The following is a 22,256-nucleotide window of genomic DNA, read 5'->3' as shown; positions in this document are numbered from 1 at the left end:
GCAGCACGACGCGCCGCTGCGATTGACACGTTGTGTGGAACATCGCGTACCTTGGTGCCTGTCGCCGGGTTCGGACCCGTTCGGGTCGGGTCCGAATCCCGGCGACTTCAAGCTTAGGAACCCGGTCGATGCGAGCGCATCGGTAGGCACTACCTAATTCGCGCGGGAGTTCTCCGCAGGCGCTTTCGCCGCGGCGGCTCGGTGCCGGCGGATCGGTGCTGGCGGATCGGTGCTGGCGGCTCGCAGGGTCAGGCGCCAGGGGCAGGCAGCCGGACCGGCAGGAACGCCGTCAGGTCGGCGCGCGAGCCCGAGGCACTGACGCGCGACTGCGCGACCGCCTCGGCCCAGGTCAGCTCGCCGGACGCGAGTGCCAGCCACGTGGTGGCGTCGGTCTCGACCACGTTCGGCGGCGTGCCACGGGTGTGCCGGGGTCCGGGCACGGCCTGGACGGCGGCGAACGGCGGCACCCGCACCTCGACGCTGTTGCCCGGGACCTCGTCCGCCAGGCACTGCAACGTCCAACGAACCGCGGTCGCGACGGCCGGTCGGGCCGTCTCCCCACGGCGCACGGCGGCCAGTGCCGCGCGCCCGTCGGCGTCCTCGATCCTCCTGGGTGGCATCTCCACAGGCTAGCCCTCGCATCGCGGGCGGCGAGTCGGGCTGGGTAGGGTGATCGGGTGCGAATCCTCGTCCTCGGTTCCGGTGCCCGCGAGCACGCGATCATCACGGCCCTCCTCGCTGAGCATGCGGGTCACGTCATCACGGCAGCGCCCGGCAACGCCGGCATCGCCGCCGACGTCGAGACCGTCTCCCTCGACCCCACCAACGGTGCGCTCGTCGCCGAGTACGCCATCGAGAACGACGTCGAGCTCGTCGTCGTGGGCCCAGAGGCCCCGCTCATCGCCGGCGTGGCCGACCCGGTGCGCACCCGCGGCATCCCGGTGTTCGGGCCGGGCAAGGCCGCCGCGCAGCTCGAGGGCTCGAAGGCGTTCGCCAAGCGGATCATGGGCGAAGCCGGTGTGCCCACCGGGCGTCCGGTCTACGCGGGCACGGCGGACGAAGCCGTCGCCGCGATCGACGAGCTCGGCGCTCCGTACGTGGTCAAGGCCGACGGGCTCGCCGCCGGCAAGGGCGTGCTCGTGACCGACGACCGCCAGGCCGCGATCGACCACGCCACCTACTGGCTCCAGCACGGACACGTCGTGGTCGAGGAGTTCCTCGACGGCGAAGAGGTCTCGTTGTTCTTCCTGAGCGACGGGCACGACGTCCGCGCGCTCAGCCCCGCGCAGGACTACAAGCGCCTGGCCGACGGCGACCTCGGACCGAACACGGGCGGCATGGGCGCGTACTCGCCGCTGCCGTGGCTCGCCGACCGCTGGCCGTCCGAGCAGGCCTTCGTCGACGAGGTCACCGAGCTCGTCGCGCTGCCGACCGTCCGTCGTCTCGAGCACGAGGGCACGCCGTTCGTCGGACTCCTGTACTGCGGCCTCATCGTCACCGAGCAGGGCGTCCGCGTGATCGAGTTCAACGCGCGCTTCGGTGACCCGGAGACGCAGGTCGTGCTCCCCCGCCTGGCCACGCCGCTCAGCGAACTCCTGCTGGCTGCCGCCACCGGGCAGCTCGGTGCCGTGCCCGCGCCCGTGTTCCGCGACGAGGTCGCCGTGACCGTCGTCCTGGCGAGCGAGGGCTACCCGGAGAACCCGCAGACCGGTCGACCGATCACCGGCATCGACGACGCGAACGCCCGCGACGGCGTCTCGGTCGCGCACGCCGCCACCGGCGTCCTCGACGACACGCTCGTCGCCACGGGTGGCCGGGTGCTCAGCGTCGTGGCGACCGGGTCCGACTTCGCCCAGGCCCGTGAGCGTGCCTACGCCGGGCTCGGCGACATCACGCTCGAGGGCGCGCAGTTCCGCACCGACATCGCCGCGAAGGTCGCGAAGTGAGCGCCCCCGCGCCGATCGCCGGCTGGCGGCACGTCTCGTCCGGCAAGGTCCGCGAGCTCTACGTGCCCGAGGGCACCGCCGACCTGGCGAGCGCGTCCGAGCTGCTGCTCGTCGCCTCGGACCGGGTCAGCGCGTACGACTTCGCGCTCGAGCCGCCGATCCCGGGCAAGGGCGAACTGCTGACCCGCCTGTCGCGGTTCTGGTTCACCCAGCTGAGCGACGTCCCGAACCACATCATCGGCCCGTCCTCCGGTGGCACCCCCGTCCCGGCCGAGGTCGAGGCACGGTCCATGCACGTCATGCCGCTCACGATGTTCCCCGTCGAGTGCGTCGTGCGCGGGTACCTGGTCGGCAGCGGCTGGGCCGAGTACCAGGAGACCGGCAGCGTGTGCGGCGTCGCGCTCCCCGCGGGGCTCTCCAACGGTGACCGCCTGCCGGAACCGATCTACACGCCGGCGTACAAGGCGGCCCAGGGCGAGCACGACGAGAACATCTCGTACGAGCAGACCGTCGACCTGGTCGGTGCCGAGACCGCGTCAACCCTGCGCGAGCTCTCGCTGCACGTCTACACCGAGGCCGCTGCCATCGCGCTCGAGCGGGACGTCGTCATCGCCGACACCAAGTTCGAGTTCGGGCAGGACGCCACCGGCCGGATCCGCATCGCCGACGAGGTCCTGACGAGCGACTCCAGCCGCTACTGGGACGCCCGCTCCGCCGACCGCACCGACTCGTTCGACAAGCAGATCGTGCGGGACTGGCTCAGCGCGCACTGGGACCGCCAGGGCACGCCGCCGGTGCTCCCGGACGAGATCGTCGAGCGCACGGCTGCGCGCTACGCCGAGCTGATCGAGCGCCTCGGCGCCTGACGCCGCGCCCGGCCGGCGCGTGGTGTGGCGTGGCGTGGCCCGGACGGTCACGACACCCCGCTCACGTCCGTCGGGCGGTCACGAACCGTCGGCCGAGGCCCCGCCAACCGACAGTTCGCGACCACCCGGCGCCCCACGCACGACACGTCGCGACCACTCGCCGCGTGACGCCCGTCGCCGGCCGGACGGTCACGACACCCCGCTCACGTCCGGCGAACGGTCACGAACCGTCGGCCGAGGCCCCACCAACCGACAGTTCGTGACCACCCGGCGGCCCACCCACGACACGTCGCGACCACTCGCCGCGTGACGCCCGTCGCCGGCCGGACGGTCACGACACCCCGCTCACGTCCGTCGGGCGGTCACGAACCGTCGGCCGAGGCCCCACCAACCGACAGTTCGTGACCACTCGGCGGCCCACGCACGACACGTCGCGACCACTCGGCCGGCGACCCCTCGCCGCGTGACCGTCGACGAGCCAGCCGACAGTTCTCGACCGGTCAGGCCTCGAGCGCCTCGACGGCGTCGCGCGCCACCACGACGACGGTCAGGTCGTCGCCCGGGTCGTGCTCGGCGACGCGTGCGCGCACCCGCTGCAGGAACGTCTCGACGTCCGGGGACTCCCGGTACAGCGACCCCAGCTCCGACAGCGACGCGAGCGTGGAGTCCCAGAGCTCGAGCGCGCCGTCGGTCACGACGATGAGCACGTCACCGGGCCGGAGCACGAGCGACCCGGCGGCGCGGGGCATCCCGGCGGGGTGCAGCCCGATCGGCAGGTCCGACGACCGCAGGATCCGCTCGGCACCGTCGTCACGGAGCTGCAGCACGAGCCCGTGGCCGGCGTCGGCGAAGTCGAGGCGTCCGGTGGACGGGGTCAGCCGACCATGGAACATCGTCGCGAAGGACTCGGCGCGGCTGAGCTCGGGGGCGACCTGCGCCTCGAGCTCGGCGACGGCGACGCCCGGGTCCTGGTCGCCGCGGGCGAGCAGGCCTCCGCGGATGTTCGCGGCGAGGAGCCCGGCGGACATCCCCTTGCCCATGACGTCGGACACGGTCAGGTGGATCGAGTCCTCGCCGGAGCGGTGCCAGTCGTGGAAGTCGCCGGAGACGAGTCCGTGCGGGATCGACATCCCCGTGATCCGGTACCCGGGAACCTGCACCTCGGTCGGCTGCAGGCCGTTGAGCACGGTGCGCAGGCGGTCCTCGTCGGCTCCGGCGAGCAGTTCGCGCTCCGCCCAGATGCCGAGTTCCTGCAGCAGTTCGAGCTCGTCGGCGTCGAGGGTGCGCGGCTCGGGGTCGATCAGGCAGAGGGTGCCGACCTTCAGGTCGTCGTCGCCGGCACGGAGCCCGACACCGGCGTAGAACCGGACGTTGGGGTCGCCGAGCACCATCGGCAGGTCCGCGTACCGGGCGTCCTCGCGGGCATCCGGGACGACCACGGGCCCCTGCTCGCCCAGGGTCCGTCCGCAGAAGGTGTCCTGCAGCGGGATGACCGGCCCGAAGGCGTCGTCGCTCTGCTGCGACTTGATCGTCAGGGTGGTCTCGCCGGCCAGGTTGAGGAACGAGCCGGAGACCCCGAGGGCCTCGCGCGCGATGCGGGTGATCCGTTCGAACCGTTCCTCGACGCCACCGTCGACCACGTCGAGCGCCGCGATCAGGGCCGCTCGCCGGACGGCATCGGCCCCGGTCGGCGCGGGCACGGACATCGCGGTTTCCGGCTGCATGCTCCCACGGTAACGCGCTGAACGGACAGGGCCTGGCCCCAGTCCGGAGGGCGCAGATCGTCGGGCGCGTCGGCGTACCCTGGTCGTCGTGCTCCGAGTCGTCCCCGCAACCGTCCTCGGCGTGGCCGCGCTCCTGGCCCTCGCCGGCTGTGGCGCCCACGACTCCACCGGCCAGGTGTCGGTCACGGTGTCGTCGAACGCCGCCGACCACCCCTACGAGGTCAAGGTGTTCGCCTCGACCGGCAAGCTCTCCGAGCACCAGCGGGTGTTCCCGGGCGGCACGGCCGACTTCGCGGGCGTCCCCCTCGGCAAGGTCACGGTCCGCGCCGGCGACCTCTGCCCGCAGACGACCAAGGTGTCCGACGGCACAGTCGCGACGGTGACCCTCACCACGACCGGCTGCTGACAACCACCCGCCACCACGACCGGCCGCTGACCCCACCCGTCACCCCGACGACGGGCTGCCGACCCCCTCCGCGACCAGGTGCTCCACCCGCGGCTCGCCCGCGACCTCGCGCACCGACTGCAGGGTCCGCGCGTCGTCCCCGGTCTGCCGGACCTCGTGCTGGTCGACGTGCTCCTGCCACGACCCCACCCGGAACGCCTCGACCCAGGCGTCCGGCCCGGTCGCTGCGTCGCGGTAGAGGTTCCAGTCACGGGCACCGGTCCGCCGGCGGCTCCGCCCGAGCCGCTCGGCGCGCGCCCGGAACTCGTCGACCGCATCCGCAGGGACCGTCCAGTGCAGCAGCACGAGGGTCTCCCCCGTCGCCGCGCCGTGGTCGTCCGCCACGAACACCTCGTCCCCGAACGGCATCGGCGTCACGGCGCGCTGCCGGTCGGTGAGCACCGGGAACCCGGACACGAGCAGCACTGCGGCGCTGAGCGCGGTGAGGACGCCGGCCCCGGCGAGCACCCCCATCACCCCGAGCGGCGTTGCGACCGCGCCGGCGAGCGCCGCGCCGATCGCGGTGCAGCCGAAGAGCACGAGCTGGTAGGCGGCGAGCCCGCGGGTCCGGACCCAGGCGGGCAGGAACGCCTGCACGGTGCCGTTCAGCGTCGTCACCACGGCGATCCAGGCCACCCCGCCGACCAGCAGCGCGACGAGGACGACCGCCAGCACGGGGACGAGCGCGACGACGGTGGTGCAGACACCGAACACCACCGAGGCGATGCCGACCGTGCGGCCGATGCCGAGCCGCGCACGGACCGCCGGCATCAGGAACGCCCCGCCGACGGACCCGATGCCGACGGCGGCGAGCAGCAGTCCGTACCCGCCGGAGGACAGGCCGAGCGAGCCGTCGGCGACGAGCGGCAGGAGTGCCCACAGCGCGTTCGCGGGCACCATGAAGACGGCGAGCTGCACGAGCAGCCGGCGGACGACCGCCGCGTGCAGGACGTACCGCAGCCCGGCGCGGGTGGCGTCGATGAACGGTTCGGCCCGCGTCTCGGGGCGCTGGTAGCCGCGCCAGGCGACGAGCACCACCAGGAAGAGCGCGAACGACAGCGCGTTGGCGGCGAACACGAACGGCACGCCGAGCTGCGCGATCACCACCCCGGCGAGCGCCGGTCCGATCGCCCGGGCGACGTTGACGCCGACGGAGCTGAGCGCCGCGGCGTCGGTGATCGCGGCGCGCGGCACGATCTCGGGCACGAGCGCCTGGTACGCGGGCAGCTGGAGCGCCGAGGCGGTCCCGAGCAGGAACGTGACGGTGAGCAGGAGCGCCGGGGTCATGTCGCCGGTCGCGGTGAGCACGGTCATCACGACGCCGACGACCACCTGGAACGCCTGCACCCCGATGAGCAGCTTCCGTCGGTCGACGAACTCGCCGATCACCCCGGCGGGGATCCCGACGAGCAGCACCGGCAGGCTCGACGCGGTCTGCACGAGGGCGACGACGACGGGTGCGGCGTGCTCGTCGACGAGCAGCCACTGCGCGCCGACGGTCTGCATCCAGCTGCCGATGTTGCTCACCAGCACCGCGATCCACAGGGCGCGGAAGACCGGGATCGCGAGCGGCGCCAGGGCGCCGCCGCGGGGTGCTGGGGTGGTGCGTTCCGTGGTCACGTCACCTCCTGGGGTGGGACGGGGACATCCTGGAGGCGCGGTGTGCGCCGGGCGCACGCCGCGCCTCCAGGGATGGTCGGGTCAGGCGGCGGCGTCGGTCGCGCTGGTCGCGGCGACGGCCCGCTCGATGACGTCGGCGACGTCCTTCGGGTGGGTCTGCATGACGAGGTGCGGGGCGGCGAGCTCGGTCACGTCGGTGATGCCGGCGCGGGTGTAGCCGAAGCGCTCGACCTCGGGGTTGATGGTGTGGTCGTCGGACGAGACGATTGCCCACGCGGGGGTGGTCTTCCACGCGGCGGCGGACGCCGGCTCGCCGAAGGCCGCGCCGGAGAGCGGGCGCTGCGAGACGGCGAGCACCTCGGCGACGCGCGGGTCGACCCCGGCGGCGAAGACCTGCGGGAACGCGTCGATCGCGACGGAGACGTCGGTGCCGTCCTCGCCGCCGGCGACCGGGTACGGCGTGTACACCAGGTTCGCGGCGAGGTCGGAGTCGGGGAACCCGCCCTGCAGCTGCCCCAGGCTCTCGCCGACCTCGAGCACGTAGCCGGAGACGTAGACGAGTCCGACGACGTTCTCGGCCTCGCCGGCGACGGTGATCACGGCGCCGCCGTACGAGTGCCCCGCGAGGACGACCGGCCCGTCGACGTGCTCGGCGACGGCGCGGATCGAGGCGGCGTCCTCGGCGAGGCTGCGGTTGTAGACCGGCGGGACGAGGACGGTGTGGCCGCGGTCGAGCAGCTCGCGGGTGACGGGTGCCCAGCTGGCGGAGTCGGCGAACGCGCCGTGGACGAGGACGATGGTGGGTGCAGCCATGTACGGGTCTCCTTCGTGACGAACGTCTGGGGTGGTGCGGGGACCGGGGGTCCCGGCGTCGTCACGCTAGGGCTGGGGGTGCTGCGTCGTCGTGTCCCTGTCGTTGCCCGTCACCCGCGACGACAGCCCGTGCCGGCGGCCCCGGGTGCGGCGCACGGTGCCCTCGGACGGCCGGACACACCGTGCCGGGGTCCCCCTGCGGGGCGGGGGCTCCGCGACGGGGTCCCCGCCGGGGCCCCCTTCTCCCCCCTGCTCCACGGCCCGGCCGGTTAGCGTGATCGCATGGAACACGAGGACGGCACGACGACGACGTCGGCCCAGGACTTCGTGGACGCGCTCGCCGAACCGGTCGTGGTCTTCGACCGCCACCTGGACGTCGTGGCGGCGAACCGGGTCGCCGGTGCCCTGTCCGCGTCCCTCACCGTCGGCACGAACCTGGCGCGGTTCACCTTCCTGAACCCCTGGGTCGAGGACTCGGTGGACGGCTGGGAGGCCGAGGCGCACCGCACCGCCGCGATGCTCCGGGACTCGCTGGACGAGCACGACGCCGACGACCGGTTCCAGGAGCTCCTGGGCGAGCTGATGGCCCGGAGCACGACGTTCGCGACCGAGTGGGCCGGCGGAGCGGTCCGGCCGACTCGCCGCGGGGAGTCGGCGTTCGAGAACCCGCTCGTGGGCCGGATCGACCTGCGGTGGGAGCAGCTGCGTCGGCTGGAGGACCCCGAGCACGTGCTCGTGGTGTGGACGGCGGTGGACGAGGAGTCCGCCGCACGGCTCACGACGCTCCGGGGGCTGCTCGACGAGGGCGCGACGACCGCCTGACCGCGAGCGCAGCGACCGCTGCGACCGCGACGACCGCTCGGCTACCCCACCGCGCTCTCGCCTGCGACCGGTTCCCGGCGCGCGGTGCCCTGCTGCACCTGCGCGGCGAGGTACGCGACGGCCGCGGCTGCGGGGGTGCCGGGGTCGGCCCAGAAGGTCACGAGCACGTGCGAGCTGCCCGGGATCGCGAGGTTCTGCCAGCGGAACTCGACCCAGCCGATCGGGTCGATCCAGTGCCGCGAGACCCCGGTGCGCTGCACCGCGACGTCGTGCCGGGCCCAGATGCGGGCGAAGTCCGGGTCCTGCAGGGTCAGGGTGCCGACGATCTCCTGCAGTCTGGGGTCCTCGGGTTCGGCGTGCAGCCGGAGTGCGGCGACGACCCGGTGCGCGGTGCGGTCCCACTCGGCCGCGTGCTGCCGGGACGCCTCGGAGAACATCTGCAGGACGAGGTTCGCGCCCGGCTCCATGTAGACGGGGCCGAGTGCGCTCGCCAGGGCGTTGGACAGGATGATGTCCTGGTTGCGGTCCATCACGAACGCCGGGGTGTGCGACCACTGCGCGAGCAGCGACCGGACCGAGTCGTCGAGTCCCGGCGGTACGGCCCCCTCGGGGCGGCGGCGTTCGGCATGTGCGAGTCGGCGCAGGTAGTCGACGGCCTCGTGGTCGAGCCGCAGGGCCCGGCCGAGCGCCACGAGCACCTGGTCGGACGGCTGGTGGTCACGACCGCGTTCGAGCCGCAGGTAGTACTCGGGGCTGATGCCCGCGAGCCGCGCGACCTCTTCACGGCGCAGGCCGTCCACTCGTCGTCCGGGCTCGCGGGTGAGGCCGACGTCCTCGGGCTGGACGAGTGCCCGACGGGCGCGGAGGTACTGTCCAAGTTCGGACCGTCGCGCATCCACGCGAGCAGGATAGCCGGAATCCGCAAAGAACGCGAGAACTACCGTTCTCCGGGTGTGCCGCTCCGCGCGATGGTCTGGTGCGGCGGCTCCCCGAACCGTTCCCGGTAGTACGCCGCGAACCGCCCCAGGTGGGTGAACCGCCACCGCCGCGCGACCTCGCTGACGAGCAGCGCGCGGGAACCCGGCCGACCCAGCTCCAGGTGCACCCGGTCGAGCCGGACCTCACGCAGGTACTGCATGGGCGTGACGCCGAGTCGACGGCGGAACAGGTCCTGCAGGCCGCGCTCGCTCAGGTCGCAGGCCGCCGCGACGTCCGCCACCGTCAGCACCCGGTCGGCGTGGTCGTGCACGAAGCCGATCGCCCGCCGCATCCGGTCCGCGACGTCCGTTCGCGACCGGGCGAAGGTCGACAGGACGACGGTCGCGATCCGCCGGTTCAGGGCCGCACGGTCGTCGGCGGGCAGGGCCGGGTCGAGGATGCGCCCGGAGGCCTCGCGCAGCAGTGCGCGCAGCGGTTCGAGTGCGGGATCGGCCGCGTCCGGCTGCCCGAACACCGAGGACTCCCCCGTGTCGCCGAGCAGCGACGGCGACAGGTGGAGCAGCGTCGTGGCGGTCGCGTCGGTCTCGAAGCCGTACGCGACGGACGCCGAGAGCATCATCGGCCGCTCGGCGCCGACCTCCCAGTGCTCGCCGTCGTCCGCGGTCAGGCTGGCCCGGCCGTCGGCGAGCCAGAACACGACGTGGTCGGGGCGTGGACCGATGGTCCCCGTCCGCTTGCCCGGTGTCGCGATCCGGTGGATCGACAGGTCGTCGTCCCCGCCGGTCTCGTAGCCGAAGCCCTCGTCGTCAGCGGTCACGGCGTCGGGACCCGGTCCCACTCATCGCCGTACCGGGACAGCAGCGACCACCGCGAGATCGGCCACGTGGTCACGAAGGCCCGCCCCACGACGTCGTCGACCGGCACGGTGCCGTGCACGCGCGAGTCGGCGGAGTCGTACCGGTTGTCGCCCATCACCCAGATGCGCCCCTTCGGCACGGTGATCTCGAAGTCCTTCCCGGCGACACGGTCCGACCCGCGTTCGAGCACGACGTAGGGCTCGTCCACCGCGTGCCCGTTCACCGACAGGCGGCCCTGGGCGTCGCAGCACGACACCGTGTCACCCGGCAGGCCGATGACGCGCTTGATCAGGTCATCGCCCTGGCCCATGCCGAGCCAGCCGCCCGGGTCCTGGAACACCACGACGTCACCGCGCTGCAGCGGGACGACCCCGGGCACGAGCTCGTTGACGAGCACCCGGTCCCCGATGAGCAGCGTGTTCTGCATCGAGCCCGAGGGGATGTAGAAGGAACGGACCAGGTACGCCTTGACCAGGAACGACGCCAGCAGCGCCACGACGACGATGATGACGAGGTCGCGCAGGAACCGCAGCCCGCCGCGCTTCGGCTCGTCCGCAGCGGTGGGTTCGGAGGGGGGTCCGGTGTGTGCGTGCGGGTCACTCAATGCGTCAGCACCACCTTGACGAGACCGATCACGAACGCCACCGCGGCGAGCACGATCCCGCCCCACAGCCCGAGGAAGGTCGGCTGCTTGCCACTGAACCGCTGCATGAACACGCCCACCAGCCCGATGCGCACGACCAGGATCACGGTCGCCGAGATCTGCGCCCACTCGGCCGGCAGCCAGCCGATCCACGCCGCCGCGTAGAGGACGGCCGGGATGAGCCCGGAGGTCGCGATCGGGTTGGCGTTCCGGACGATCGTCGCGACCGAGTCGCGCCGCGCAGCGCGGTCCGCAGCGGACTCCTCGCCGTCGTCGCCGAGTCCGTGCGCGACCAGGTGCGCGAGCACGTGCGCCAGGTACGTGAGCACCGCGGTCGCCAGGACGGTCGCCACCGCGGCGCCGTGGTGGATCTGCTCCGGGTCCACCGCGATCGCGACGGCGAGCACCGTGATGTTGCCGTAGATGTACGACGACATCCGGTCGCGGACGTGCTCGAGCGGCAGGTCGCGGGGGTCCGGGCGACCGCCGCGGCGTCCGCGCCCCGGTCGGGAGGGCCGTCGTGTTCGTGGCATCCGTCCATCTTGGCCCCCGCGGTCGGCCGTCCGCCGACAGGACACCGGGTGCGATGGTCACACGGGTGGCCGGTTCCGGCAGACTGGGTGCCGATCGGTGCGACGGAGCGCCGGACAGGAGGCACGCATGACGTCCGCACGACCACTCGCCCTGGTGACCGGGGTGGGTCGCAGAGCCGGCATCGGCGCAGCGATCGCCACCCGGCTGGCGACCGACGGCTGGGACCTCGCCATCTCGTGGTGGGGACCCTACGACGACCGCGTGAGCGGCGGGGCGGACCCGGACGGGGTCGATTCGGTGGTGCAGGAGTGCGAGGCGGCGGGAGCACGGGTGACGCGCCTCCCGGTCGACCTGGAGGACCCGGAGCAGGCGGCCGCACTCGTCGGCCGCGCCGAGACGGAAGCCGGCACGCCCGTCAGCGCCCTCGTCATGTCGCACTGCGAGTCCGTCGACTCCGACTTCCGCACCACCACGGTCGAGTCGTGGGACCGCCACTTCGCCGTGAACGCCCGTGCGCCGTTCCTGCTCGTGCAGGCCTACGCGGCCGGGCTCGAGCGTGCCGGGGACGCCGCTCCGAGGGACCGACGCCGGATCGTCGCGCTGACGAGCGACCACATCGCGTACAACCTGCCGTACGGGGCGTCGAAGGGGGCACTGGACCGGATCGTGTTCGGCGCCGCGAAGGAGCTCGGCAGCCTCGGCGTCAGCGCCAACGTGGTGAACCCGGGCCCGAACGACACCGGCTGGATGTCCGACGAGGTCAAGGGGTGGGCCGTCGAGGGCACCCCGCTCGGCCGACTCGGACGCCCGTCGGACACCGCCGCGCTCGTCGGGTTCCTCTGCTCGGAGCAGGGTGCCTGGGTGAACGGGCAGCTGCTGAAGTCGGACGGCGGGATCTCGAACAGCGCCTGACCTGTCGGCCCCTCGCGACCCGATCGTCAGCCGCGACCGGGCGCGGTCACCTCGATGCGGTTCGCCCACGGGTCCTCGAACGCGACCGTTCGGCCGTCGTCCGCGGTCTGTACCCCGGTGTCGTGCATGCGCGACACGAGGGCGCCGAGGTCGTCGGCCCCAGGCACCTCGATCCGCACGAGTCCGAGCCCGAGGGCGAGCTGTCGCCGCCCGGCGCCGCGGGAGTTCCAGGTGTTCATCGCCATGTGGTGGTGGTAGCCGCCGGCGCTGACGAACAGGGCATCGCCGAAGCCGGCGGTGGTCTCGAAGCCGAGGGTGTCCACGTAGAAGGAGCGCGCGGCGTCGACGTCGCCGACGGACAGGTGCACGTGGCCGACCTTGCCCGGGCGTGCCGCGGCGGTGTCCAGGGCGTCCTGCGTCAGGTGGGACTGCAGGAACGCGTTCGGGTCGACGTACTTCGTGTCCATGTCGACCATGCCGTGCGTCCACGACCACTCCGTGCGGTCACGGTCCCAGTACAGCTCGACGCCGTTGCCCTCGGGGTCGGTGAAGTAGAACGCGTTGCTCACCAGGTGGTCGGCGCTGCCGGTGAAGGTCTGCGGGAACTTCGTCGCGACCGAGTACAGCGCCGCGGCGAGGTCTGCCCGGGTGTCGAACAGGATCGCGGTGTGGAACAGGCCGGCGTCGTGGGGGGCCGCGTGCTGCATCGACGGTGCGTGCTCGAGGATCACGATCGGGATCGCCAGACCACCGGCGCCCGGTCGCCCCAGCACGGCGACGCCGCCCTCGTTCGAGAGCAGCGCGAGCTGGACGCCGTCGCGGTAGTAGCCGATCATCCGGTCGAGGTTCGCGACGCGGAGGGTGACGGCACCCATCCCGGTGTCGGCGGCGAGGAGGTCCTGCGTGTGCATGGCACCAGTGTGCGCCCATTTAGTTGACGCGTCAACCAAATGGGCGTCGGTCGCCGGCGCCAGAGCGACAGATCCACGCCATCCCGGTGCGAGGTACCCGCCAAAGCGACAGATCGCTGCGAACAGTTCGCGGCGATCTGTCGCTTTGGCGAACGGGGGCGCGCAGGCGACGGGAGGCCCGGCGCGCGTCCGCCCCGCCGGCCGCGGTCAGCGGGAGCGGAAGTAGCGGTGCAGCGCGCGCTCGCGGATCGCGGCCGCGGCGAGCGCCCCACCGAGCAGCGCGCCCACGAGCCCGAGGGACGCGATCGCGATCGCCTCGCGCACGATCGGCAGCGCATCGTCGACGTCGAGGCCACGCACCGACACCACCGCGACGCTCGTCGCGACCACCGCCCCGACCGATGCCCAGACCAGGTGCTGCAGGACGATGCCGAGGACCTGCGCGCTCCGCGGTACCCCGACGTGCCGATCGGAGGCCAGGGCGAGCCGGCGCCGTGCGACCGCTGCCCCGCCGATCGTCAGCCCCACGAGGGCCGCCGCACCGAAGGGGACGAGCACTGGCTGCCGCGCCACGGGGGTGAAGACCGCGCCCAGCGTCGGGTTGAGCTGCCCGGCGGTCGGTCGGTCCTCGCCCTCGGCCCCGCTCGCCGGCAGGACGGTGCGCCGGAGCATCGAGACCGCGTCGTCGCGCTGCGGCCACACCGTCGCCCAGCAGGCGTCGAACGGCGACCCGTCGTCCACCGTCGGCGCGAGGACCGCGTACTCCAGGTCGGGGTCCCGGCCGTCGTCGGGGTAGTCGTACACACCGGCGACTCCGGTGCCCGCACCGCCCGCCGTCACGAGGCGATCGCCGGCAGCAAGACCCAGGGTCTCGCGCACCGTGGGCGAGACGATCACTCCCGCGGTGCCGTCGGCATCGGAGCCGCCGAGCAGACCACGTACCCCCGCGGTCACCTCGTAGGTCGGGATCGCCGAGCCCGGCAGCGCGGCGGGGACGACCCCGGCGTCGAGGCGCCGGAACGCACCGGACGCGATGACCCCTTCGGTGTCCACGAGCGCATCGCACACGCGGCCGTCGATCCGGCCCTCGGCCCGCTGGACGGTCGTCGCCGCACCGCTCGCGACGAACACCGCAGCCGCTCGGACGTCATCGGCGACCGCAGCTGCGCGCAGGCCCACGACACCGCTGAGCAGCACCGCGAGGACAACAGCGAACGTCGCTGCCCACGAGGCTCCGGAAGCGATGTCGCGCCACGCCTCACGCCAGACCTCGGTCACCTGCATGCGGCGAAGGCTCATCGGTACCGCCCGAGATCGAGCACTCCGTCGCAGGCGTCACGGCTCGCGTCGTCGTGCGTGGCGACGACGACGACCGTCCCCGACGCGGCGAGCGCACCGATCCCACGGTTCACCTCGATCGCGGCCGCTCGGTCGAGTTGCGCCGTCGGCTCGTCGACCAGCATCAGACCCGGCGCACTCGCGATCGCGCGCGCGAGCATCAGGCGTTGCGCCTCACCACCGGACAGTTCGGCGAATCGCGCGTGCGCCCGCGAACCAAGCCCGAAGCGCTCGAGGACCCCGAGCGCGCGGACGTCCGCGGTCCGACGATCCGCGCCCTGGGCGACGAACGGCAACGCGACGTGGTCGAGCACTCGGCGGCGGGCCACCCCGTACGGGTTCTGGAAGACCCAGAGTGGCCGACAGCCCGGCGGACGGACGACGGCACCGCGCGTCGGACGGAGCATCCCGGCGAGGATCGCGAGCAGCGTCGACTTGCCGGAACCGCTCGGCCCGACGACCGCGGTCACGGTCCCCTCGGCGAAGGCGCGGTCGACGCGGTCGAACAGCACGGTGCCGTTCGGCGAGACGTGCCCGACGCCCTCGAGCGTCACCGACACGAGCTGGACCGGTCCGGCGCAGCCCGGATCCGGTCGAGCGTTCGTCCGCCGGGCACCCGGACGAACGACTGCCCGAGTTCCGATCCGAGCACCTCGACACGGAGTGACCGCCCCGCCGTCGGTTGCACACACGCCCGGTCACCTTCGAGGTCCCAGAGGGCCGTCGGTGGCACCACCTGGACGGTTCGTGGCCGGCTGAGCGTCCACGTTGCGGCCACGGTGGGTGCGCCGTCCGCCGAAGCGACCGTCGCCGCGTACTCCGGCAGGGCGGTGATCGCGGCGAGGGCCGTCGGCGACGAGACCACGCCGGCGGCGTCGGTCGGGACGTCGACGTTCCCGATCCGGAGCACGCGCTCCCCCGGCGCCGGATCGACCGGGAGCGCCTCGATGCGCGCGCCGCGGAGTTCGGCCGGGAGTTCGACGAGGACACCGTCGGCGCCGACCACGGCCCCGACGACGGCCACGCACGCCAGGACGGCGTTCTCGGCGGCTGGCACCCATGCGAAGGGGTCCCGCGGCACGATGTCGTCGGGCAGGTCGTCGCGGTCGACACCTCGGTCGACCAGGAACTGCTGCGCAGCACGGAGTGTGCCCCGACCGAGGACACCGTCGATGCTCAGTCCGGCACCGAGGCGCGTGAGTTCCCGCTGCAACCCCGTGACGTCGGCCCCGCGGTCGCCGAGCTCGAGGTCGCGCCACAGCGGCTCGTCACTGGCGAGCGCGATCACCGGCCGCCCGTCGACCCGCGCGAGGACGTCCCCACTCCGCACGGGTGCCCCGGTCGAGCACGTCGACGTCGTCACCGTGCCGCTCCGCGACGTCACGACCGCCCGTGGGGCACCGGTGTCGAGTGCGAGCTGCACCTGTCGTGCATCGGCATCGGTCCGCTCGGTCACCCGTACGGTGCTCGCGGGGGCCGCCGTCCGGAGTGCAGCCGGGACCTCGGCCGGCACAACGACCACCATGGCGGCGGCCGTCGCCGCCGCGACCACCATCGCGCCGAGCGCCAGGAGTGCGGCAGACGGGAAGCGCATCACTGCCGCCAGAGGCCGAGGGGGTCCAGCCGACACTGTACGGCTGCGGGGTCCCACGGCGAGAAGGAGAAGTTCCCGTCGTCGTTCTGGGTGCGCCATTCACGTTCGGTGTACGTGTCGTCGACGAGTCTCGCAGCACGGAGGCACGCGACGGTGATCGTTGCTTCGTCCTGCTTCTCCGGGTTCCGCCGGACCTCGTTGAACAGGTAGGTCACGTCGCTGTCGAAGTCCTTCGCGCACTTCGACTTCGAATCGTTCATGGCCGTGGCGTCTTCAGCCTTCCGCCCGGGGAGCGGCGAGGCTTCGGACGTGCCGTCCTCCGCTCCCGTGTAGTCGTAGCCGAGATCTCGCATGCATGCGCTCATGCGGGACTGCGCATCTGCGACCTCCCGCGCCGAGATCGTTCCGTCCGAGAGGATCTGCCGCTGGTAGGAACTGGTGTCGGAGGCCGATTCCGCGAACTCACCCGCCCACGGCCCGGCCGCGGAGAAGCCTGACGGATCGACGACCCGGGGGGCAGCATCTGCGGAGGCGCAGCCAGCGAGTGCCGTGGCGGCGATCGCCCCGGCGATCGTTGCTCCCCGAAGCCTGCTCCGAATCACCGCGTCAGGCCCGGGTCATGCCGTACTGGGCGATGTTGGTCCAGCAGGCGGCCTGGTAGGACCACTTGTTGCCACCGACCACGTTCCCCCACTTCATCGTCCCGCTCCGCAGACGGTTGAAGTGCTGAGCGCGACCACACCCCGAATCGTTGAACCCCGTGCTCTGCGTCACCTTCCGCCAGCACGTCGCCGCACTCGCCTCCGGCGCCGTCACGGTGTCGACCGCGATCCCGCCGCCCACGACACTCCCCAGCACGACCGCACCCAGTACGACGTTCTTGATCGACATCGATCTCCCCTTTGGTTGTGACATCACTTCGATGTCACCGTTAACGTATTACCGGTCGGTACGAGAACGCAACGATCACCACCACATCCGTGCAGGATGGACCCGTGACTGACGACATCCGGTGGGAGGTGGTCGAGGAGAGCACGCTGTCGCTCCCCGACCACGAAGCGATCGCAGCGCTGCTCGGGCAGGCCTTCCCCGACTGGTCGCACTGGTACGTGGGCGGCCGGAGCTGGTCCGGCATGCAGCCGGAACGCCGGGTCCTCGCGCACGACGCCGACGGGGTCGTCCTGGCCCACGTCGGCATCCGCCGCATGTACATCTCCGTCGGCGGCGAAGACGTCCTGGTCGGCGACACCGGCCTGGTCGCCGTGTCGCCCCGACTGCAGGGCACCGGCGTCGGCCGCGAGCTGATGACCCGGACCGCGGCGGTCCTCGAGGGACTCCGCGTCCCCTTCGGGTTCCTCGGCGCCGGCGAGGACCGCATCCCCTTCTACGCGAAGCTCGGCTGGCACGAGTTCCCCGAGGCCGTCGGCACCTTCTCGGCGTTCACGGCCGAGGGCGCGGGCGTCAGCAACACCGAGCAGGGCGGCTGGATGGCGCTGCCGGTGGCAGCGCAGCTCGAGGACTGGCCCGCTGGCCCGATCTGGCTGAACGGCCAGCAGGTCTGAGCACGAGGACTGGGCACCCCCGACGCGCCGGCCCGATCTGGCTGAACGGCCAGCAGGTCTAGACGCGACGAACGACGGACGGGAGGCCCGGTACCAGCTGGTACCGGGCCTCCCGTCCGTCAGGTGGTCCAGCGGGGCTTACGCCTCGACCGCGACCTTCTCCGGGTCCTCGTTGGAGCCCGGCGCGCTCGGCGCGACCGCGGCGCGCACGCGCGCACCCAGGTCGGCGTCGACGTTCGTCCAGTAGGCGAACACGCGCTCGCGCAGGTCGTCGCGCGTCACCTTCGAGACGTGGCCGGCGATGTTGCCGACCAGGCGCTCGCGGGCGGCGTCGTCCAGGACCTCGCGGACGAGCGTGCCAGCCTGGCCGAAGTCGTCGTCCTCCGGGTGCAGGGTCGCGGCGGAACGCTGCAGCGCACCGTCGGACTCCCAACCCGGGGCGTCGTCGGTCGCGTTCGGGTCGGCGTGCGCACCACCGAGCGAGTTCGGTGCGTACACCGGCACCTCGGACTTCTGGAAGTCGAAGCGCATGCCGCCGTCCTTCGAGTACGAGTGGACCTCGTTCTTCGGGGCGTTCACCGGGAGCTGGGCGTGGTTCGTGCCGACGCGGTAACGGTGTGCGTCCGCGTAGCTGAAGATGCGCGCCAGGAGCATCTTGTCCGGGCTCGCCGCGATGCCGGGCACGAAGTTCGAGGGGGCGAAGGTCGCCTGCTCGATCTGCGCGAAGTAGTTCTCCGGGTTGCGGTTGAGCTCCATCGTGCCGACCTCGATGAGCGGGTAGTCCGCGTGCGGCCACACCTTCGTCAGGTCGAACGGGTTGAAGCGGTAGGTCGCGGCGTCCTCGTAGGGCATGACCTGCACCTTGAGGGTCCAGCGCGGGAAGTCCTGACGCTCGATCGCGGCGTGCAGGTCACGGATGTGGAAGTCCGCGTCCTCACCGGCGATGCGGTCCGCATCCTGCTGCGTCAGGGTCTTGTGGCCCTGCTCGGTGATGAAGTGGTACTTCACCCAGAAGCGCTCGCCCTCGGCGTTGATCCACTGGTAGGTGTGCGAGCCGAAGCCGTCCATCTCGCGCCAGCTCGCCGGCAGGCCGCGGTCGCCCATCAGCCACGTGACCTGGTGCGCCGACTCGGGCGACAGGGTCCAGAAGTCCCACTGCATGTCGTGGTCGCGCAGGTGCGAACCCGGCAGGCGCTTCTGCGAGCGGATGAAGTCGGGGAACTTGATGCCGTCGCGGATGAAGAACACCGGGGTGTTGTTGCCGACGAGGTCGTAGTTGCCCTCTTCGGTGTAGAACTTCAGCGCGAAGCCGCGGGGGTCGCGCCAGGTGTCCGGGGAGCCCTGCTCGCCAGCGACGGAGGAGAAGCGGGCCAGCATCTCGGTCTGCTTGCCCGGCTGCAGGAACGCGGCACGGGTGAAGCGCGAGACGTCCTGCGTGACGGTGAAGGTACCGAAGGCGCCGCCGCCCTTGGCGTGCACGACCCGCTCCGGGACGCGCTCGCGGTTGAACTGGGCGAGCTTCTCGACCAGGTAGTGGTCGTGCAGCGCGAGGGGGCCGTCGGCCCCGACGCCCATCGAGTGCTCGTCGCTCGAGACGGGTGCGCCGCTGTTGGTCGTGGTGGTCGGGGTGCCGGTCGGCGTGTTCTGGTCGGACACGGTTCCTCCTGGAGGTGGGACGTTGGTTCGGTCAGGGGTGCTCGGGTGGTTCGGGGTCCGGCGCGTCGTGCGGCCGGTGCGGTGGGCGGTCGCCGTCAGGCGGGCGTGGGGGCGACGTCTGGGTCGTCGTGCTCTGCCCCGTCGCGCTCTGCCGCCGCGCAGCGTTCGCAGATGCCCCAGTAGGTGACCTCGGCGGTGGTGACCGCGAAGCCGTGGGTCTCGGACGGTGTCAGGCAGGGCGAGTGGCCGACCGCACAGTCGACGTCCTCGATCGCGCCGCACAGGGTGCAGACGATGTGGTGGTGGTTGTCACCGGTGCGGCGCTCGTAGCGCGCAGGGCTGCCGGCCGGTTCGATGCGGCGGACGAGCCCGACGCCGGTCAGGGCGTTCAGCACGCCGTAGACGGCCTGGTGACTGGTGGTCGGCAGCTCCACGGCGAGCGCGGTGACGATGTCGTCCGCGGTGGCGTGCGGCATCGAGTCGGTCGCTCGGAGCACCGCGAGTCGCGGGGTCGTGACTCGGAGCCCCGAGGAACGGAGCAGATCGGCGTCGGCGTCCATGCTGAGCCTTTCTTTTGCAGGAATCAAGACAACGCGTTCACTGTACACGAGCTTCTGCTGCCGACCAGCGAGGTGACGCATGCCGCCACCGGAATACGAAGTGTCACGATCCGGTCGCGATCAGCTGGGACGACACTGGACCGACCGGTCCGCACGCTAACGTCCGGACATGTCCACGAGCCAGGGTCTGCCTGAACAGGCGAACAGCACCGCGGACGTCCGGGGGATCATCGCGAAGCGGGACCTGGTCGTCGACCTCATCCGGACGGCCTGCGTCGTCCTCGTCGTCATCGTGCACGTCTCGATGGTCGGCGTCGCCGCCGATGACCAGGGGGTGCGGGTCACGAGCCCGCTGCAGGAACTCCCCTGGTACGTCGCCGCCACCTGGGTCGGGCAGGTGATGCCGCTGTTCTTCGTGGTCGGCGGGTTCGCGAGCGCCGTGGGCTGGCGCAGCACCGTCGCCCGTGGTGCGCCGAGTCCCGCCCGCGACTACCTGGCCACCCGCCTGGTGCGGCTGTTCCGGCCCGCGGTGCCGCTGTTCGTGTTCCTCGCGGTCGGGCTCGGGGTCGCCACGGCCGCTGGGGCGCCGCCGGAGCTCCTGGCCGAGGTCGCGTTCGGCATCGGTTCGCCGCTCTGGTTCCTGGCGGCCTACGGCATCACCCAGTGCTGCGTCCCCGTGATGATGCGCCTGCACGAGCGAGCACCGTGGGCCACCCTCGCCGTGCTGCTCGTGCTCGCCGGGGCGGTCGACGCCGTCCGCCTGGCCACCGGTGTCGCCGAGGTCGGGCTGCTCAACCTCGGGCCGGTGTGGCTCTTCGCGCAGCAGCTCGGGTTCCTCTGGGCCGACGGCTGGTTCGCGCGCCGGTCGAAGGTGCTCCTGCTCGGCATCGCCGTCGCCGCGTACGCCGTGCTCGTGCGGATGACCTCGGTCGGGCTGTGGGCACCGGACATGCTGCAGGACCTCAACCCACCGATGCTCCCGCTGGCGTTCCTGGCGATCGCGCAGGCCTGCCTGGTCCAGCTCGTGCACGCTCCGCTCACCAGGCTGATGCGCACGCGGGCCGCACTCGGGGCCGTGTTCGTGCTCGGCCGCGACGGCATGACCATCTACCTGTGGCACCTGCCGCTGTTCATCGCGCTGAACGGCGTCGCTCTGCTCGTCGGGGTGCCGTTCCCGGCGCCGGGCTCCGGTCCGTGGTGGGCGTCGCGCATCGTCGCACTCGTGGTGGTGCTCGCCGTCGCGATCGGGGTGGCCAGGGCTCTGCGCTGGTTCGACCGGCCGCTCCCCCGGCTGCTGCCGTCGGCCGACCGCCCGTCGTGGCCGGTCGTCGCGTTCGCTGCCCTCTGCACGATCGGCCCGGCGTTCCTCGTGATGCAGCTGCACCTGTCGTTCGGCGTCGCGCTCGTCGGTGCCGTGGCCGTGCCGGTGGGCGTCTGGCTGCTGTCGCGGACCGTCCCGGCACGCGGGGTCGCCCGGATCTGAACCGGTTCTCACCGTCGCGGGGCCACGACGGACCCCCGGCGGACGTCGGGCGAGCGGAGGATGGTTCCGGCGGCGCGAAGGACGAGTCCGCCTGATCCCCAGGAGGCTCCCCACGCCGTCGACACCCGAGTTCTGGAGCACCTGGCGGTTCGATCCCCTGGCGGCGGTGCTCCTCGTCGTCGCCGCGCTCGCCTACGGCCGGTGGGTCCTCGGCGCGGCTCGACGGGGTGCCCGCTGGCCGTGGTGGCGCACGCTCGCCTTCGTCACGGCGCTCGTGCTGTTCGGCGTCCTGCAGTTCGGCATCGTCGGCGTCGACGACGAGCGGTTGCGCTGGGCCTTCGTCCTGCGGGCCGCCCTGCTGTTCTTCGCGGTCCCCACCTTCGCCGCGCTCGGTGCGCCCGTCGCACTGCTCCGGATCGGAGGCCCGGCTCGCCTCGCGCAGGTCGCCGACGCGGTCATGGGGTCACGTCCGGTGCGCCTGCTCGGCAACGCGATCGTCGCGCCGCTGGTCGCGCTCGCGCTGTTCGCCGTCCTGCTCACCCCGTTCTCGGCGGTGATCCGGGAGTCCCCCGCATGGGCGGCTGTCATCACCGTGGCCGTGCCGGCGCTCGGGTTCGGCCTGCTCGCGCCCCTGTCCGAGGTCGGGGTGCTCGTCTCGTCGACGTTCGCCACGGCCGAGTTCCTGCTGGCGTTCGTCGAGCTCGTCGTCGACGCGGTGCCCGGCATCGTGCTGCGGATCACGAACCACGTGCTCGACGGGTCGATCGTGCCGGTGGTCGGGCGGGCCTGGTACCCGTCGCCGCTGCAGGACCAGCACCTGGCGGGCGACCTGCTGTGGTTCATCGCCGAGGTGGCGGACATCCCCGTGCTCGTCGCCCTGTTCATCCGGTGGCAGCGGACCGACCGCCGCGAGGCCCGGGTCGTCGACGCCCTGACCGACGAACAGATGGACGAGCTGACCCGAGCGCACCTGCAGCGCCGCAGTTGAGCGCGCGCGAGCGCACGCTCCGCAGCACTTCGTGAGCAGCAAT

Annotated in this window: 24 protein-coding genes; 8 read left to right on the top strand and 16 right to left on the bottom strand. The window is 72.4% G+C overall.

All coding sequences use genetic code 11. The features are described from left to right. Nucleotides 1-248: 248 nt before the first annotated feature. On the bottom strand, nt 249-620 hold the full coding sequence (locus tag DEJ29_RS03365) for a sterol carrier family protein (RefSeq protein WP_071248502.1): 372 nt from the start codon (nt 618-620) through the stop codon (nt 249-251). Nucleotides 621-677: 57 nt separating this feature from the next. On the opposite strand from DEJ29_RS03365, the gene purD reads away from it, so the two are divergent. After that, the gene (gene purD / locus DEJ29_RS03360; RefSeq protein WP_110864321.1) at nt 678-1,946 is read left to right on the top strand and encodes a phosphoribosylamine--glycine ligase; all 1,269 of its coding nucleotides are present in this window, start codon (nt 678-680) and stop codon (nt 1,944-1,946) included. Then, nucleotides 1,943-2,812, top strand: coding sequence for a phosphoribosylaminoimidazolesuccinocarboxamide synthase (locus DEJ29_RS03355; protein WP_111094947.1), 870 nt, complete (start codon nt 1,943-1,945; stop codon nt 2,810-2,812). Before purD ends, DEJ29_RS03355 begins: the two co-directional genes overlap by 4 nt. Nucleotides 2,813-3,312: 500 nt before the next feature. Here DEJ29_RS03355 and DEJ29_RS03350 read toward each other — a convergent pair whose 3' ends face one another. After that, on the bottom strand, nt 3,313-4,536 hold the full coding sequence (locus DEJ29_RS03350; RefSeq protein ID WP_111094948.1) for a PP2C family protein-serine/threonine phosphatase: 1,224 nt from the start codon (nt 4,534-4,536) through the stop codon (nt 3,313-3,315). Between the two features lie 88 nt (nt 4,537-4,624). Between DEJ29_RS03350 and DEJ29_RS03345 the strand changes: the two genes are divergently transcribed. After that, nucleotides 4,625-4,942 carry a hypothetical protein gene (locus tag DEJ29_RS03345; protein WP_071405843.1) on the top strand — a complete coding sequence of 106 codons (318 nt, stop codon included), beginning with the start codon at nt 4,625-4,627 and terminating at the stop codon, nt 4,940-4,942. 39 nt (nt 4,943-4,981) lie between these two features. Here the strand turns inward: DEJ29_RS03345 and DEJ29_RS03340 are convergent, their stop codons facing one another. Then, nucleotides 4,982-6,601: an MFS transporter gene (locus tag DEJ29_RS03340; protein WP_284174037.1), complete on the bottom strand. Its 1,620-nt coding sequence runs from the start codon at nt 6,599-6,601 to the stop codon at nt 4,982-4,984. Between the two features lie 81 nt (nt 6,602-6,682). Continuing rightward, entirely contained in the window at nt 6,683-7,414 is a 732-nt protein-coding gene (locus tag DEJ29_RS03335; RefSeq protein ID WP_111094949.1) for an alpha/beta fold hydrolase, read from the bottom strand. Between the two features lie 282 nt (nt 7,415-7,696). Here DEJ29_RS03335 and DEJ29_RS03330 point away from each other — a divergent pair, with 282 nt between their 5' ends. After that, nucleotides 7,697-8,236, top strand: a complete 540-nt coding sequence (locus DEJ29_RS03330; protein ID WP_111094950.1) for an MmyB family transcriptional regulator — start codon at nt 7,697-7,699, stop codon at nt 8,234-8,236. A gap of 41 nt (nt 8,237-8,277) precedes the next feature. Here the strand turns inward: DEJ29_RS03330 and DEJ29_RS03325 are convergent, their stop codons facing one another. From DEJ29_RS03325 to DEJ29_RS03310, 4 genes are read right to left on the bottom strand one after another with little or no spacing between them, the layout of a single operon-like run. Next, nucleotides 8,278-9,135, bottom strand: coding sequence for a helix-turn-helix domain-containing protein (locus DEJ29_RS03325; RefSeq protein ID WP_111094951.1), 858 nt, complete (start codon nt 9,133-9,135; stop codon nt 8,278-8,280). A gap of 38 nt (nt 9,136-9,173) precedes the next feature. After that, nucleotides 9,174-9,992 carry a helix-turn-helix transcriptional regulator gene (locus DEJ29_RS03320; RefSeq protein WP_146248330.1) on the bottom strand — a complete coding sequence of 273 codons (819 nt, stop codon included), beginning with the start codon at nt 9,990-9,992 and terminating at the stop codon, nt 9,174-9,176. Then, nucleotides 9,989-10,636, bottom strand: coding sequence for a signal peptidase I (lepB, locus tag DEJ29_RS03315; RefSeq protein WP_111094953.1), 648 nt, complete (start codon nt 10,634-10,636; stop codon nt 9,989-9,991). Before lepB ends, DEJ29_RS03320 begins: the two co-directional genes overlap by 4 nt. Continuing rightward, nucleotides 10,633-11,208: a hypothetical protein gene (locus DEJ29_RS03310; protein ID WP_146248331.1), complete on the bottom strand. Its 576-nt coding sequence runs from the start codon at nt 11,206-11,208 to the stop codon at nt 10,633-10,635. Before DEJ29_RS03310 ends, lepB begins: the two co-directional genes overlap by 4 nt. Before the next feature lie 127 nt (nt 11,209-11,335). Here DEJ29_RS03310 and DEJ29_RS03305 point away from each other — a divergent pair, with 127 nt between their 5' ends. Further along, the gene (locus DEJ29_RS03305) at nt 11,336-12,121 is read left to right on the top strand and encodes an SDR family oxidoreductase (RefSeq protein ID WP_111094955.1); all 786 of its coding nucleotides are present in this window, start codon (nt 11,336-11,338) and stop codon (nt 12,119-12,121) included. Nucleotides 12,122-12,147: 26 nt separating this feature from the next. Here the strand turns inward: DEJ29_RS03305 and DEJ29_RS03300 are convergent, their stop codons facing one another. From DEJ29_RS03300 to DEJ29_RS03275, 6 genes are all read right to left on the bottom strand, one after another. Continuing rightward, a complete protein-coding gene (locus tag DEJ29_RS03300; protein WP_111094956.1) occupies nt 12,148-13,032 on the bottom strand; it encodes a VOC family protein in 885 nt (294 codons plus the stop codon). A gap of 207 nt (nt 13,033-13,239) precedes the next feature. Then, a complete protein-coding gene (locus tag DEJ29_RS03295; protein ID WP_111094957.1) occupies nt 13,240-14,316 on the bottom strand; it encodes a hypothetical protein in 1,077 nt (358 codons plus the stop codon). Between the two features lie 11 nt (nt 14,317-14,327). Then, nucleotides 14,328-14,930 carry an ATP-binding cassette domain-containing protein gene (locus tag DEJ29_RS03290; RefSeq protein WP_111094958.1) on the bottom strand — a complete coding sequence of 201 codons (603 nt, stop codon included), beginning with the start codon at nt 14,928-14,930 and terminating at the stop codon, nt 14,328-14,330. After that, entirely contained in the window at nt 14,921-15,964 is a 1,044-nt protein-coding gene (locus tag DEJ29_RS03285) for a peptidoglycan-binding domain-containing protein (RefSeq protein WP_111094959.1), read from the bottom strand. The genes DEJ29_RS03290 and DEJ29_RS03285 overlap by 10 nt, the downstream gene beginning before the upstream one ends. After that, the gene (locus tag DEJ29_RS03280; protein ID WP_111094960.1) at nt 15,964-16,317 is read right to left on the bottom strand and encodes a hypothetical protein; all 354 of its coding nucleotides are present in this window, start codon (nt 16,315-16,317) and stop codon (nt 15,964-15,966) included. Before DEJ29_RS03280 ends, DEJ29_RS03285 begins: the two co-directional genes overlap by 1 nt. A 253-nt stretch (nt 16,318-16,570) precedes the next feature. Then, on the bottom strand, nt 16,571-16,855 hold the full coding sequence (locus DEJ29_RS03275) for a hypothetical protein (protein WP_111029808.1): 285 nt from the start codon (nt 16,853-16,855) through the stop codon (nt 16,571-16,573). A gap of 104 nt (nt 16,856-16,959) precedes the next feature. Here DEJ29_RS03275 and DEJ29_RS03270 point away from each other — a divergent pair, with 104 nt between their 5' ends. Beyond that, nucleotides 16,960-17,526: a GNAT family N-acetyltransferase gene (locus DEJ29_RS03270; protein ID WP_071405850.1), complete on the top strand. Its 567-nt coding sequence runs from the start codon at nt 16,960-16,962 to the stop codon at nt 17,524-17,526. Nucleotides 17,527-17,664: 138 nt separating this feature from the next. On the opposite strand, the gene DEJ29_RS03265 is transcribed toward DEJ29_RS03270, so the two are convergent. Beyond that, a complete protein-coding gene (locus DEJ29_RS03265; RefSeq protein WP_111094962.1) occupies nt 17,665-19,182 on the bottom strand; it encodes a catalase in 1,518 nt (505 codons plus the stop codon). 95 nt (nt 19,183-19,277) lie between these two features. Further along, nucleotides 19,278-19,742, bottom strand: a complete 465-nt coding sequence (locus DEJ29_RS03260; RefSeq protein ID WP_071404389.1) for a Fur family transcriptional regulator — start codon at nt 19,740-19,742, stop codon at nt 19,278-19,280. A gap of 169 nt (nt 19,743-19,911) precedes the next feature. On the opposite strand from DEJ29_RS03260, the gene DEJ29_RS03255 reads away from it, so the two are divergent. Further along, complete coding sequence (locus tag DEJ29_RS03255; RefSeq protein ID WP_111094963.1) at nt 19,912-21,225, top strand: acyltransferase family protein; 1,314 nt, start codon at nt 19,912-19,914, stop codon at nt 21,223-21,225. Between the two features lie 166 nt (nt 21,226-21,391). Then, a complete protein-coding gene (locus DEJ29_RS03250; RefSeq protein ID WP_111094964.1) occupies nt 21,392-22,213 on the top strand; it encodes a cytochrome c oxidase assembly protein in 822 nt (273 codons plus the stop codon). Nucleotides 22,214-22,256: the final 43 nt, after the last annotated feature.

The sequence above is a fragment of the Curtobacterium sp. MCPF17_021 genome, from assembly GCF_003234605.2.
GTDB lineage: Bacteria > Actinomycetota > Actinomycetes > Actinomycetales > Microbacteriaceae > Curtobacterium > Curtobacterium flaccumfaciens.
Note: the sequence above shows the minus strand (reverse complement) of the source record. Positions and strands in the feature narration are given on the sequence as shown.